The sequence below is a fragment of the Paraburkholderia sp. BR14312 genome, assembly GCF_040948675.1.
GTDB lineage: Bacteria > Pseudomonadota > Gammaproteobacteria > Burkholderiales > Burkholderiaceae > Paraburkholderia > Paraburkholderia nodosa_A.
Window position 1 is genome coordinate 212876 of sequence record NZ_JBFPKI010000001.1, and the last position, 14655, is coordinate 227530.

Below are 14655 nucleotides of genomic sequence, written 5' to 3' on the forward strand. Positions count from 1 at the left end.
CCCGATGCCTGCCCGAGCGCACACGCTGATGCAGCGGATGACTTCGGCGCCGCACTGCGCTACCCTAGCAACTCCGATACAAAAAGTCGTCGTATAACCATGTCACACATCAGCACGGGCGTCGAATACGGGCTGCATTGCCTGCTCTACCTTGCCGGCACGTCCGCCGGCGTGCGCGAGGCGAGCGTACGCGACCTGGCGGAAATGCAGGGCGTGCCCGTCGATTACGCGGCCAAGCTCTTCACGCGCCTCGCCAAAGCCGGCATCGTCGAGTCGACCGAAGGCATACGCGGCGGCTTCAGACTCGCGAAACCCGCGCGCAATATTTCGGTGCTGGATGTCGTCGACGCCATCGACGGCGACAAGGCGCTCTTCGACTGTCGCGAAGTACGCCGGCAATGTGCCGTTTTCGACGACGAGCCGCCCGCATGGGCCACACGCGGCACCTGCTCGATCCATGCCGTGATGCAGGGCGCCGAGCGCGCCATGCGCGCGGAGCTCAAGCAACACTCGCTTGCCGATCTCGCCACCCGCGCGTATTCCAAGGCGCCTGCCAGCTACCACCATCACGTGGTCGACTGGTTCACCGAGCGCGCTGCCAATCGGCGCGGGTAACGACCGTCGCGTTGCGAGCCCTTCCAGCATGCAAAAAAACGCGGAGCCTCCATCGAGGCTTCCGCGTCCAATCAGATCCGTCGTTATCCTGAAGGGTCAGGCAACCACGATGCGCAACGGATCTGCGGCGGCGAGCGCTTGCTCGCGGTCCGCGCGAGGCGGATAGATCCATTCGGAGTTGATCTGGTGCTTGAGCTTCTTCGCCTCGGCGCCCTGCAACTTCACTTCGCGCTCCCAACCTTCCGTGTAGACCGCGCCCCACGGGCCCAGATCCAGACAGGTCACGTACTTCGGCTGGCTATACGGAATCAGAGCGAGGCCGAGCAGATCGGCGGCCACGTTGTGGCCTGCCGAGCGCCCCAGGTTCATCGCATGCTGGCACGACATCATCGTGTGATTGCCTTCGTGGTCCGTGGCTGCGCGGGCGACGTCGCCCGTCGCGTAGACACCGGGCACGCCCTCCACCGCTAGATTGCGATCGACATACAGACGCCCCAAGGCGTCGAGGCGGCCCGGAATCTGCGCGGTCAACGCGCTCGCGCGCAGCCCGGCCGTCCAGATCACCGTGTGCGATTCGATACGCTGGCCGTCCGTTGTCGTGACGCCGCCGGCATCCACTGAAGCCACACCCGAACCGAGCTTCGAGGTCACGCCGAGCGAACCCAGCGCCTCTTCGATAACGGGACGCGGGCCCGCGCCCAGGTCGGGGCCGATCGCATCGTTACGCTCGACGATGATCACCTTCACGTTCACCTGCTCGCCCAGCGCCGCGCGCAGGCGTGCCGGCATTTCCGCGGCCGTCTCGATGCCGGTGAATCCGCCGCCCGCCACCACCACGGTATTGCGCGCGGGCGTGTCCGGCTGGCTGGCCAGACTGCGGATGTGCGCTTGCAGTTCGACCGCCTCGTCGGTCTGATCCACGCTGAAGGTGTGATCGGCCAGGCCCGGGATCGACGGGCGGAACAGCCGGCTGCCAGTAGCCAGCACGAGGCGGTCGTAGCCGAGCGTAGAGGACCGGCCATCGACATCGGTCAGATCCACGGCGCGGCGCTCCACGTGAACGCGCTCCACCGTTCCATGGATGAACTTGACGCCAGTCGCATCGAAGATCTCTGTGAGCGGCGCCCGGAAGTTCGCGGGGCCTTCTTCGTACAGGCGTGGACGGACATGCAGATGCGGGTCTGGAGCGACCAGCGTGATCTCCACGTCCGTACGCCCCTGCTGATCGAGCAGCCGCGCCGCGCTCAGCGCGCTCCACATGCCGGCGAAGCCGGCCCCAATAACAAGAATACGCTTCGACATGTGTGGCTCTCCAATGCAGGGATACGTGATATCGGTGGACTCGCGCCGCGCCCGCGCTACGCATAACTCGGATTCTATGAGTCGTAGTTTAATCGCGCAAGCCCCCTTTTGGGGACGCACTGTTGACGAATCAGACAACGATGCCGTGTGGCCGGGCGCTACATGCCCATGCCCGTCCCTGCTCCCGTGCTTGTGCCGGTACCCGTGCCCGTGGTCGTGGCTGGGTTCGAAGTCGCATTCAGATCGATTCTTCCATACACGCCATCGGCTTCGTCATTCGGCCCCGCCGCGAAAAACAGCGTATTGGAAGGCTGATTGCCGAGGTCGTTGCCGAACGCAATGCCCCACACGCCTGGCTCAACAAGTGCATTGCCGTTCGAACCGTTGAGCGGCCCCATCGACTGGCCGTTCGATGCATTGAACGCGTTGATCGCGCCATTACCGAAATTGCCGATCAGAATCGCGCCGCTCATCGAGCCGAAGTTCGCGGGCGCTTGTGCAATGCCCCATGGCGCGTCGAGCGGACTGCCCGTCGCGAAGCGCTGCTTCAGGTTACCGGCCGTGTCGTACATGTCGACCATGCCGAGCCCCGCGCCTGCGACATCGTCGTGCTTCGCCGCGTCCTGCATCGCATAGGTGACGAACAGATTCGAGCCGATCGCCTGGATGCCGAACGGCGCGAAGCCGGCCGGCATCGCCGGGTCCGTGAAGCCGCCCGGCATCGTCACCTTGTTGAATGAGGTATTGAAGACGTCGATCTTGTTGTTATGGAAGTCGGTCGCGTAGAGGAAGTTCGCGTTGTTCATCGTCGCGAGCGCGAGCCCCTTGTACAATGCGCCGCCCGTGCCGTCGTCGTACATGACGAATGCGTTGGTTGGCCCGACCGCCGGCGCCCACGCGGTGATGGTGCCGCCCTCGCCCGCGAAGATGAACGCCGCGAGGCCTGACTTGCCGTTTTCCGTCACGGTAAAGCTTTGTGTGCCGTTGAAGACGATGCCCGTGGGTGATGCCGTGCCGTTCTTGCCGTTGGGTATCGCGACGATCAGCGATTGCGGCACGCCGTTGCCGTCATAGAGCGTTGCGACATTGGTGCCGTTGTCCGCGACCCAGGCAAAGCCATTCGGATTGAAGGCGACACCCCACGGATTCTTCAGATTCCCGTCGATGTGCGCGGCCGCCACCGCACCATCGGAAACGAGCGCCGTCGCCGTGAACGTCGACGGGACGGGCACGCTCGCACTGCTGGAGCCCGAGCTGGAACCGGAACTGCCGCCACACGACACGAGCGTCGCGATGGCCGCGCCACATGCTACGACGCCGAATACGGCGAGTAGAGACTTCATGACCGCACTCCTCGTTCAGTCCAAAGGGCTAACGGACAAAGAACGAGGAGGATGCGGCGTTTATTCCAGCGAAGAAACGGGGCTTGTTCCGCGGGCGATCGTAATGACTGAACTAGCTAGCGAAAAATCCGCGGCGGGCAACGAGCGCTATGCGTGACGATCCGGTGCCTGCAAACTTGCCGATACCGGCGGCAATCTGCGCGGCGTACCGAGCATGGCAAGTTGCTTCTCGTGCGGCGTCAGCGCGCCGCTGTCGCGCTTGTCCGCTTCGGCATACTTTTGCGCGGCATGAGAGAAATCGCCTTCGCCTTCCAGCGCCTGCCCCCACAGTTCATACGAGGGCGCGAAATCGGGACGAAGTTCCACCGCGTGCGCCAGTTTGACGATCGCCGCATCGTATTGTCCGTTGTCGATGAGCGCCTCGCCCCAGTCGTGCAGGATGTTCACATCGTCGCGGTGCATTTCATCTGCGCGATGGAACGCGCTGAGGGCTTCGGCATACCGGTGCGCGTGCAACAGGACGTCGCCGAGCAAGCGCTGGTTCTCTGCGGTACTCCACCGCTCGTGAGCGCCTGCACGAAGCTCCTCGATCGCGGCGTCGATTCTCCGCTCCTGCTCGAGCGCAATGCCGAGATTCGCCCGCAAGACGGCCGAGTGCGGATACAGCAACAGCGCGTCGCGCGACTGCTGCTCCGCCTCCTCGGAGCGGTTTTGCCGCAGCAGCAGCCAGCCTTTTCCAGCGAGCGCCCACTGGTGTTGCATGGAGCCCGGCCGGCCGAGGACATCGTCATAGATGGCTTCGACCTCGCTGTAGTCACATTGGCCCGGCGAACACCGTGTCTTTTGCACCGCTGCGAAGACATGGCTCGCGAGCGTATTCGGTTCGACGAGCCGCATGACCTCGATCGCGATGTCCCGCATCGACTGGTTGAAATCAGTACCGGTGAACGCAACGTCATCGTGCATGGCGTTGAATGGCCCGTTTTCGATCTGAATATGCGCGACATAGGCATCCGCGCTGCCGTTCACGTGTGTAATGCCGATATGGACGACCACGTCCTGCTTGTTCCTGAACAGCGTCGATTTCAGAAAGCCGACGATCGAAGCATAGGACATGTCCTCACCCGGCAGCTTGATGTCGGGGCTGTCGTTATCGGCCAGCGATACATCGTGCGGAACCGCGTCGCTGTCGCTGCTGATTCCGCGCATCGCCGCAAGAATTCGTTCTGCCAGGAATTCCGGGGTATAGCCGGTGTCGGCCAGTGCTTTCGGTGTTTCCACCGGCGGCACCAGCACATGTTGCGTGAGCGCGCCGGAGATGACGAGCCAGCAAAAGGGACCGGCCAGGACCAGGATGATCCACGGAGCACAAAAGGCCACGCCACTCCTGGCAAGCGGCTGATCAACCCGATCAGAAACAACACTTGCGATAGACCCGCAGGTCTGCGATCCGGAAGGCTCGACATGTTGCACCTCGATTCGGCTGCAGTTGGCTGGGCCCAACTGGCGATCGGCGTGAACGCATCGACTATGCCAGCGCTCGCAAACGCTTTACTGCCGGGCGTTTTGGCGATGTTTGCGAATTTCGCGCGTCGCAGGTGTTATCGCCGGGCCAACGCTCCGACAGGGGGAGTGCCGGTTCGCACCGGACACCTGCGAACGCGCGCTTACTTCACCGCCTCCGCGTCTTCGACCTCGCCCGCCACGGGCACGTTGCCCGAGGGGCTCATCATGCGCGGCTGCAGCATCAGCGCGACGAGGCCTGTCCAGCCGGTCTGGTGCGATGCGCCGACGCCGCGCCCGTTGTCGCCGTGGAAGTACTCGTGAAACAGCACGAGATCCCGGCAGCGCGGATCGGCCTGCAGCAGCGGGTACGCGCCCATCACCGGGCGCTCGTTGTTGCGGTCGAGCAGAAAGAGCGTCGTGACGCGACGCGCCAGCTCGTCGGCGATCTGTGCGAGCGAAAGCTTCTTGCCCGAGCCGGTCGGATACTCGACGCGAAAATCGTCGCCGTAGTAGCGGTGAAATTCATACAGCGACTCGATCAGCAGATAGTTGACCGGCATCCACACCGGGCCGCGCCAGTTCGAATTGCCGCCGAATACGCGCGAGTCCGATTCGGCGGGCAGGTATCTGACGCGGAAGTCGCAGCTGTTGTGCCGGTAAACAAAAGGCTCGTCGAGATGGGCGCGAGAGAGCGCACGCACGCCGTGATCCGAGAGAAATTCGGCTTCGTCGAGCATACGCCGAAGCAGCGCTTTCATCCGGTGCCCGCGCAATAGCGAGAGCAGCAAGGAATTGCCCTTGCCGGGTTCGTTCCAGCGCGACACGAGGCGGGCAAGGTCGGGCCGGTGCTGGAGGAAAAAGACCAGGCGCTCGCGTAGCCCCGGCAGGCCGCCGTGTACCCGCTCCTCCAGCACGCGCACCGCGAAGAAGGGAATCAGCCCGACGATCGAGCGCATCCGCAGCGGCACGCTGGTGCCGTCGGGCAGCCTCAGCTTGTCGTAGAAGAACTCGTCCACGCTGTCCCACAGGCCCGTCTCGCAGCCGTCGTCGCAACTCACCGCGCCCGCGATATACAGGAAGTGCTCGAAGAACTTCACGCCGATATCGACGAACACATGGTTCGCGAACGCGAGTTCGAGCGCGATGCGCATCAGGTCCAGGGCGTAGGCCGCCATCCATGCGGTGCCGTCCGCCTGATCCAGATGTCCGCCTGTCGGCAGCGGCGACGAACGGTCGAAGATGCCGACGTTGTCGAGTCCCAGGAAGCCGCCCTGGAAGATGTTGTGGCCGTCTGCATCCTTGCGGTTCACCCACCAGGAAAAATTCAGCAGCAGCTTGTGGAAGACAAGTTCGAGGAAATCCCGGTCAGCCTTGCCGGTGATCGCGCGATCTATCTCGTACACGCGCCATGCCGCCCATGCATGCACGGGCGGATTCGCGTCGCCGAATGCCCATTCGTAGGCCGGCAACTGGCCGTTGGGATGCTGGTAGCGGTCCTTCACGAGCAGCAGCATCTGCTTCTTTGCAAACATCGGATCGACCAGGGCGAACGCGACCGCCTGAAACGCGAGGTCCCACGATGCGTACCACGGGTACTCCCATTTGTCCGGCATCGAGAGGATGTCCGCGTTGCATAGATGCCGCCAGTCCGCGTTGCGCCCGCGCTGGCGCGCGGCGGGCGGTGTCGGCTGCAGCGGGTCACCTGTCATCCAGCGGTTCACGTCGTATTGGTAATACTGCTTCGACCACAGCATGCCCGCCAGCGCCTGGCGCTGCACGAGCCGCGCGTCGGCACTTTCGATGTCGCGCTGCAGCGCGTCGTAGAACGCATCCGCCTCGGCAATGCGCTGCGCGAACAGGCTGTCGATGTCGAGCGCCACGTCCTCTTTCGGCGCGGACAGCGGACGCCAGCGGAACGTGACGACCGCGCGGCCGTGCGCCGCGATCTCGAGATGCACGCGCGCGGCCGCCTTCGTGCCCGCGTCGCGCCGGATCGCATCGTTATTGCCGTGCACGACATAGTCGTCGAAGCCGTCCTTGAATGGACCGGCGCCGTCCATGCCGAACAGGCGCTTCACGTTGGTCTCGTTCTCGCAAAACAGCCACTCGACGCGCTCGCCTCTTTGTGCGGCAGCCGTCACGACGAGCGGCTCGTGCGTGCCGCAGTGCGCGACGACATGCTCGCCCTCGGCGGACGAAACGAGCGCGAGCGACGGCTTGCTGCCTGTGGCCTTCCACGACCACGTGTTGCGCGCCCAGAACTGCGGCAACACGTCGATCGATGCGTGCTGCCCGGCGCGGTTCTCGACTGTCACGCGCATAACGATGTCTTCCGGCGTGTGCTTGGCATATTCGATCTGCACATCGAAATAACGCTGATCATCGAATGCGCCCGTGTCGAGGATTTCGTATTCGGGCAAGCCGGCGCCGCGCCGCGCGTTTTCGTCGACCAGGTCCTGGTAGGGAAACGCCGCCTGCGGGTACTTGTAGAGCATGCGCATGTACGAATGCGTCGGCGTGCTGTCGAGGTAGAAGTACAGCTCCTTCACGTCCTCGCCATGATTGCCTTCCTGATTCGTAAGACCGAACAGACGCTCCTTCAAAATCGGGTCGAGGCCGTTCCACAGCGCGAGCGAACAACACCAGTCCAGCCGCTCGTCCCCGAATCCGGCCAGGCCGTCTTCGCCCCAGCGATAGGCGCGCATGCGCGCGTGGTCATGCGGGAAATAATCCCACGCGGTGCCGTGCTCGCTGTAATCCTCGCGCACGGTGCCCCACTGGCGCTCGCTGAGGTACGGTCCCCAGCGCTGCCAGCGGGCGTAATCGGCCGAGTACAGGCGTTGACCTTCAACCGTGTGGATGAGGCCGGCGGCGCGCTGCAGCATGGGCATCTCCTTGAATTGGGGCCGCCACGGTGGAGCGTGGCGCGGCGAATCTCCCATGCTAGCGCGGTTTGCCCGCCGGGCGCATGCGCCGCGCTACGGGTAGGCGCTAGCCGCCATCGCCGAGCCGTTTGAGGATGCGCAGCAATTCGCCGAGCGACCATGCCTGGAACGGTGCGCCGCCAGGCTGGTGCGGCGCATCGCCATCGGCGACCTCGGAAACATGGTCGAGCCCGGCGCGGTCGAGATGCGCGAGCAGCGGCGCGACGAACCGCTCGCGAGCGAGCGCGCACTGCGCCGCGGTATCGCCGTTCACGCGCAGCCAGGCATCCACGAAGGGGCCGAGCAACCAGGGCCAGACGGTGCCCTGATGATAGGCGCCGTCGCGCTGCAGCACCTCGCCACGGTACTGCCCGCGATACGCGCGGTCAGACGGCGCGAGCGTGCGCAGCCCCATGGGCGTGAGCAGGTTGGCTTCGACCTGCGCCACGACCGCGCGCGCCGCATCGCCTTCGAGCAGCGCGAACGGCAGACCGCCTGCCGCGAAGATCTGGTTCGGCCGAATCGAGCAATCGACCGTACCGTCCACGTGATCGAGATCGACCACGTCGAACAGCGCGCCCGTCGACGGATCGACAAAGCGCCCGGCAAACGAGGCGCTTGCGCGCGCTTCCAATTCGCGCCAGCGCGTATCCCACGCCGCGGCGATGCGCAGCGCATTGATCCACAGCGCCTGAATTTCGACCGGCTTGCCGATGCGCGGCGTGACCACCCAGTCGCCCGCCTTCGCATCCATCCAGGTGAGCTGCACGCCCGGCACGCCCGCTCGCAGCAGGCCGTCGCGCGGATCGGCTGCGATCCCGTAGCGCGTGCCGCGCGCATAGCCTTCGAGGATGGCGTCGACGGCGCCCTGGAGCGCATGCCGCGCTTCGTGCGGCACGTTCCCGGCCGCAAAGTAGTCGTGCACCGCCACGACGAACCACAGCGATGCGTCGACGGAGTTGTATTCGGGCGCGCCGCCTGCGTCGGGAAAACGGTTTGGCAGCATGCCCTCAGAAACGGTCGCCGCCCATTCGAGCAGGATCGCGCCCGCCTCCTCGCAGCGCTCGTTCGCGAGCAGCAGGCCACGCATGGCGATGAACGTGTCGCGGCCCCAGTCGGTGAACCACGGATAGCCCGCGACGATCGTACGGCCCTCGCCGCGTGCAACGGCATAGGCATTGGCCGAACGCTGCAGACGCGAGCCGAGCGACGCCCGGCGCGCTTCTTCGATGCCGGCGAGCAGCTGCGCGCGGCTCGCGGCGCTATCGTTGCTGTCGAGCGAGGCATCCGGCACACCCGAAGATGGTTGCGCGTGCAACAGTATCACCGCATCGCCTATGCCCAGGTCAAACGTGAATACGCCTGGCGTCGCGAGATCCTCGATGTAGTCGAGCCCTCGCTCGCGTTCGCGCGGGTAGCAAAAGTTGCGGTACCAGTCCGGCGCATGCGTATAGCAGCCGTTGGAGCGCGCGACGATGGCGGGCAGATCGCCGTACGGTTGCCAGCGCACGTGCTCGCCGTCGATCTGGGCGTTGAAGTCGAACGCGGGGTTCTCGTGGTGCAGCCCGTGATAGTCGCGGCCCGAGATCAGCAGGCGGACTTTCAGCACGGCAACGCCAGCCCCGGAGGGTGCATCGAGCCGCCAGCGCAGCACGGTTTCGCGGATCGCCTTCGACACGAAAACTTCTGCCGTGAGCACGGCGCCGCCGTCCAGCCGGTAGCGCCACGTGGGCCACGGCGAGGTGTCGAAGCTCGCGATGCGCCCCGAGGTATCGGGATAGAGCAGATCGGGGGCGTAGCGCTGCATCGTCAGCGCGGTCTTGCGCTCCCCGTCCTCGAGCCAGGCTTCGATGCCGTTGACGAGCACCACGCGGTTCGTGGGCGGCTGCATAGCCGTGAGCAGCAGCGCGTGGTAGCGGCGCGTACGCGCGGTGCCGACTGTGCCGGATGCAAATCCGCCGGCGCCGTCCGCTTCGAGCCATTCGTCGTCGACGCGCTGCGCATCGATGGGGCTGTGAAGACGCGTCATCGGTTGTCCTACCCTCGTGGATCATCTGCGCAACGATACTCCCGTCGGCGCGGAGCAGCCAGAAAGCGAGTCGAAAGACGCGGGCGACGTGAACATCGCGAAATTGTTTACGTGCGTGCAGGGTTAGCGGGGCTCGGGCCGCCCGCGCCGCTGCCGGTAATGGATCTGCGCGGGCACCTGAATGGACTCGGGCGCGCCTTCGCCTTCGAGCAGTGAAAACACGCAACGCAGGCTATGTTCCGCGAGTTGCGCGCTGTCCTGCACGATGGCGTCGATGCGAAGCGGCAGGCAGTCGAGCAGTTGATGATCGTCGAAGGTCATCACGCGACCCGGCGCCTGGGCCAGTTGATGCGCTTCGTTCACGAACTCCAGCAAGCCTTCGAGCAGCGTGATCGAACCGGCGAACAGCGCCTCGGGGTAGCGCCCATGGGCTTCGAACCAGGCCTTCATCAGCGCATAGCCCGACTCTCGCTGGTAATCGCGCTGATACACCCAGTCGGCCTGCTCCGCAATGCCGTGCCGCTCTAGCGCGAGCCGATAGCCCGCAAGGCGGTCGCGGCTCGGGGAAAGTTCCGGCTGGCCACCGAAGAACACTACTTCCCGTGCGCCCTGTTCGATCGTCTCGCCCACCAGAGCCGCCACCGTTTCAGCGGCGTCGGTAATTACATAGGGAATCGCGCTCGTCGCCACGCGGCGGTCGGCGAACACGATCGGCAGACGCTTGACCCACTTGTCGTAGCGCGGCGCTTCGGCCGTGCACGGCACGACCACCACGCCATCCACCTGCTGCGCGACCAGATGCGCAAGACCCTCGGTCTCGCGCACCGGATCTTCGTCGCTCGTCACGATCACGAGCTGATAACGGTAGCGCTCGCGGCATTGCCATTCCATGGCCTGGGCGAGCGCGGCGTGCGCCGAGTTGGTCAGATCGGGAATCACGAGGCCGATCGTGTTGCTGCGCCGCGAGCGCAGCGCGCGCGCCGATTGCGACGGCGTGAAATGATGGTCCCTCGCCACCTGCAGCACACGCTCGACCGTGGCCGCCGAGATGCGGTAGCGCTCGGCATTGCCGTTGAGCACCATGCTGGCCGTGGTGCGCGAAACCTCCGCGAGGCGGGCAATGTCGTCGATAGTCAGACGCTCGAACTGGGACACGCGGCGTTCCTGCTGGATGTGGGTTGGGGATCGGGTGAACGCGGGAGCGAAGAGCGGGCGACGCGGCTGCGAGCCAGGGCAAGGCCCAAAACGAAGCGCCCCGTGTGGCACGGGGCGCGCAGTCACTCTCAAGTGCGCGCGGTCGCGAAGTCTTCGCGTCCGATGGTACTACGCTCGCGCGCGCCTGAAAACGTGCTTACTGCTTGTACAGGTTCAGCGGCACCGGGATGAACTTGTCGACCGGCTGACCGTCGACCACCTTCTTCGCGGCCTGCACGCCATACTGGCCGATCAGTTCGGGCTGCTGCTGCACGGTCGCGGCCATCTGGCCGGACTTGACCGCGGCGATCGCATCGTCGGTGGCATCGAAGCCGACCACGGCCACGTTCTTCAGGCCCGCAGCCTGCAGCGCCTTGACCGCGCCCAGCGCCATTTCGTCGTTCTGCGCGAACACGCCCTGAATGTCCTTGTTGCTCTGGATGATGTTTTCCATCACCGAAAGGCCCTTGGCGCGATCGAAGTCGGCGGGCTGCTTCGTGACGATCTTCACGCCGCCCTTTGCCGCGATTTCATCGTCGAAACCGGCGCCGCGCTCGTTGGCCGCCGACGAACCCGGAATGCCTTGCAGCTCGACGATGTTGCCCTTGCCGCCCAACTTGTCGGCGAGAAAACCGGCAGCCATCTTGCCACCTGCCTTGTTGTCCGAAGCGATATGCGAGCTGACTTCCGCGCCGTTCACGCTGCGGTCGAGCGAAATCACCTTGATGCCCTTGCTCGTCGCTTCCTTCACGACGTTGGCCACGGCCGAAGAATCGGTCGGGTTGATGAGGATGACGTTGACCTTCTTCTCGATCAGGTCCTCTACGCTCGCCTGCTGCTTCGCCGGATCGTTCTGCGCGTCGACGGTGATGAGCGTCACGCCATCCTTCTTCGCTTCGTCTTCGGCGCCTTTCTTGAGCGAGACGAAGAACGGATTGTTGAGCGTCGAGATCGACAGGCCGACTGTGACCGCGCCGCCCGAAGCCGGCGCCGCCGACGCGCCAGCATCGGCCGTGCTGCCCGGACCTTCCTTCGAGCAGGCCGCGAGGCCCAGCACGAGCGAACCGGCGGCGAACGCCGCAAAGAGTTTCGAAATCGACGGCGAATTGTGCTTATGCATAGTCTTCCTCCTCGTTATATGTGGAGTGTGTGGAGATAAAATCTCAGGATACCTATTGATGCCAAACTGCCGCGCCAGGCGAATGAAGCGTGGCGCAGCCTGGGGATTACGACGACTTCTTGTTGCCGCGATCGATCAGCACGGCGAGCAGGATCACGATGCCCTTGATGACCTGCTGATAGAACGACGACACGTCGAGCAGGTTCAGGCCGTTGTTGAGCACGCCGATCAGCAGCGCGCCCACGAGCGTGCCGAAGATCCAGCCGCGACCGCCCGTGAGGCTCGTGCCGCCCAGCACGACCGCTGCGATGGCGTCGAGCTCGTAGCCCGTGCCCGCGGTCGGCTGCGCGGAGTTCAGGCGCGAAGTCAGCACCACGCCCGCGAGCGCCGACATGACGCCCGCGATCGTGTACACCCACAGCTGGATGCGATCGACCTTCACGCCCGAAAGCTTCGCCGATTCCGCATTGCCGCCCGTTGCGTAAATATGGCGGCCGAACACGGTCTTGCGCAGCAGGACCCAGAACACGCCGAACATCGCGAGCATCAGCACGACGGGAATCGGCACGAGGCGCGCGACATAGCCGCCGCCCAGCAGCGAGAAGAAGTCGCTGTTGAAGCTGCTGATCGGGCTGCCGTTCGACACGACGAGCGCGAGGCCGCGCAGCACCGTCATCGAACCGAGCGTGGCGATGAACGGCGCGACCTTGCCCTTGCTGATGACGAGTCCGTTGGCGAAGCCCATCAGGCCGCCAGCCACGAGGCCGGCGAGCGTCGCGACGATAGCGGGCGTGCCCGTGCTCAGCAGCGTCGCGATGATCACCGAGGAAAGCGCGAGCACGGAGCCCGCCGAGAGATCGATGCCGCCGAGCAGAATCACGAGCGTCATGCCGAACGCGATCAGCGCATTGATCGACGCCTGGCGCATCACGTTGAGCAGGTTGTCGAGCGTGAGGAAATCGCGGCTCACGATCGAGAGCGCCACTGAGATGATCAGCAGTGCTACGAAGGGTCCGAGCTTTTGCAGCGTCGCCCGGCTGCCGGGGGTAAGGGTCACTTGCGACATGTCATGTCTCGCTGGTTTGCAGTGTATGAGTAAGCGCCTTCGCTCAGGCTGCCACGGCTTGCGCAGCGCTCGCCTGGCCGCCGGCTGCCGCCGTCATGATCAGTTCCTGAGTGGCCGTGGCCGCCTCGAAGATGCCGTTCTGGCGTCCCTGATGCATGACGAGAATGCGGTCGCTCATAGCCAGCACTTCGGGCAACTCGGACGACACCATCACGATGGCGACGCCCTGCGCCGCGAGCTGATTGATGATCGTGTAGATCTCGGCTTTGCCGCCCACGTCCACGCCGCGCGTGGGCTCGTCGAGCAGCAGCACCTTCGGCGGCTGCGCCAGCCACTTCGCGAACACGACCTTCTGCTGATTGCCGCCCGAAAGCGCTTTGACGTCGAGTTCGGCGTCGCGCGTGCGCACACGCAACTGCTCGATGAGACCGTCGACGGCGCTGCGCTCCGCGGGCTCGTTGACGAAGCCGAGGGTCGCGTACTGGTCCAGATGTACGAGCGTCGCGTTTTCGCGCACCGACATGCCGAGCACGAGCCCCTGTCGCTTGCGGTCTTCCGTAACGAAGCCAATGCCCGCCGCAATCGCGCTGGACGCGTCGCGCACCTCGAGCAGCTTGCCGTCGAGCGTGACCGTGCCCGCGCACTTGCGGTTCGCGCCGAACAGCGTGCGCAGGATCTCGCTGCGCCCGGCGCCCATGAGTCCGGCGATACCGAGCACCTCGCCCGCGCGCACGTCGAACGTAATGCCTTCGATATGGCCTTCATCCGCCAGACCGGCCACGCGCATGCGCACGTCGCCCGGTGCATGGCTGCGTTTCGGAAAACGCTCGCCGATCTCGCGGCCCACCATCAGGCGCACGATCTCGTCGAAACCGGTGTCGCGAATCGCGCGTTCGCCGACGAAATGGCCGTCACGGAGCACGCTGATCTTGTCGCACACGCGGAATATCTCTTCCATGCGGTGCGAAACGTAGACGATCGCCACGCCGCTCGCCTTGAGCGACTGCATGATCTCGAAGAGCGTTTCGATTTCGCGGTTCGTGAGCGCGGCGGTCGGCTCGTCCATCACGAGGACTTGCGCGTTCAGCGACAGCGCCTTGGCAATTTCCACGAGTTGCTGCTGACCGATGGAGAGCAGCCCTGCTTCGGTCTGCGGATCGATACGCTGCGCGCCGACCTTGTCGAGCCACTTGCGCGCCTCTTTACGCATCGTCGCGACATCGACCATGCCGAAGCGGCTCGGCTCGCGGCCAAGGAACAGATTCTCCATCACCGTCAACTGCGCGATGAGGTTCAATTCCTGGTGAATGATGGCAATGCCCGCGCGTTCGGCCTCGACGGTGCTGCGGATCTGCACCGCGCGCCCATCGACGAGGATCTCGCCTGCATCGGCTTGATACACGCCGCTCAGGATCTTCATGAGTGTCGATTTGCCGGCGCCGTTCTCGCCCATCAGCGCGTGGATCTCACCCGCCTCGATGTGGAAATCGACGCCTTCGAGCACCCGAACCGGACCGAACGCCTTGCCGATCCCCTGCATCATCACTTGCATCCTG

The 14655-nt window shown here is 64.7% G+C and carries 11 protein-coding genes; 2 read left to right on the top strand and 9 right to left on the bottom strand.

The annotated features are described in order from the left end of the window. Positions 1–99: 99 nt before the first annotated feature. Entirely contained in the window at positions 100–615 is a 516-nt protein-coding gene (locus tag AB3X98_RS00910; RefSeq protein WP_069262168.1) for an Rrf2 family transcriptional regulator, read from the top strand. Positions 616–711: 96 nt separating this feature from the next. Here AB3X98_RS00910 and AB3X98_RS00915 read toward each other — a convergent pair whose 3' ends face one another. Both AB3X98_RS00915 and AB3X98_RS00920 read right to left on the bottom strand, forming a co-directional pair. Continuing rightward, entirely contained in the window at positions 712–1917 is a 1206-nt protein-coding gene (locus AB3X98_RS00915; RefSeq protein ID WP_368603197.1) for an NAD(P)/FAD-dependent oxidoreductase, read from the bottom strand. 158 nt (positions 1918–2075) lie between these two features. Then, on the bottom strand, positions 2076–3260 hold the full coding sequence (locus AB3X98_RS00920; RefSeq protein WP_368603198.1) for a TIGR03118 family protein: 1185 nt from the start codon (positions 3258–3260) through the stop codon (positions 2076–2078). On the opposite strand from AB3X98_RS00920, the gene AB3X98_RS00925 reads away from it, so the two are divergent. Next, complete coding sequence (locus tag AB3X98_RS00925) at positions 3259–3417, top strand: hypothetical protein (protein WP_368610199.1); 159 nt, start codon at positions 3259–3261, stop codon at positions 3415–3417. The genes AB3X98_RS00920 and AB3X98_RS00925 overlap by 2 nt on opposite strands. Here the strand turns inward: AB3X98_RS00925 and AB3X98_RS00930 are convergent. The 7 genes from AB3X98_RS00930 to AB3X98_RS00960 form a co-directional block, all read right to left on the bottom strand. Next, complete coding sequence (locus tag AB3X98_RS00930; RefSeq protein WP_368603199.1) at positions 3408–4733, bottom strand: tetratricopeptide repeat protein; 1326 nt, start codon at positions 4731–4733, stop codon at positions 3408–3410. The two genes, AB3X98_RS00925 and AB3X98_RS00930, sit on opposite strands and share 10 nt — an antisense overlap. Positions 4734–4927: 194 nt before the next feature. Next, complete coding sequence (locus tag AB3X98_RS00935) at positions 4928–7657, bottom strand: glucosidase (RefSeq protein ID WP_368603200.1); 2730 nt, start codon at positions 7655–7657, stop codon at positions 4928–4930. A 100-nt stretch (positions 7658–7757) separates the two neighbouring features. Beyond that, on the bottom strand, positions 7758–9719 hold the full coding sequence (locus tag AB3X98_RS00940; protein ID WP_368603201.1) for an amylo-alpha-1,6-glucosidase: 1962 nt from the start codon (positions 9717–9719) through the stop codon (positions 7758–7760). Between the two features lie 123 nt (positions 9720–9842). Next, positions 9843–10874 (bottom strand): substrate-binding domain-containing protein, encoded by a 1032-nt coding sequence (locus AB3X98_RS00945; protein WP_368603202.1) that lies wholly within the window; start codon positions 10872–10874, stop codon positions 9843–9845. A gap of 196 nt (positions 10875–11070) precedes the next feature. After that, entirely contained in the window at positions 11071–12033 is a 963-nt protein-coding gene (gene rbsB, locus AB3X98_RS00950) for a ribose ABC transporter substrate-binding protein RbsB (protein WP_368603203.1), read from the bottom strand. A 106-nt stretch (positions 12034–12139) separates the two neighbouring features. Further along, positions 12140–13099 (bottom strand): ABC transporter permease, encoded by a 960-nt coding sequence (locus tag AB3X98_RS00955; protein ID WP_069262176.1) that lies wholly within the window; start codon positions 13097–13099, stop codon positions 12140–12142. Between the two features lie 43 nt (positions 13100–13142). Beyond that, positions 13143–14642 (bottom strand): sugar ABC transporter ATP-binding protein, encoded by a 1500-nt coding sequence (locus tag AB3X98_RS00960; RefSeq protein ID WP_368603204.1) that lies wholly within the window; start codon positions 14640–14642, stop codon positions 13143–13145. Between the last annotated feature and the right edge of the window lie 13 nt (positions 14643–14655).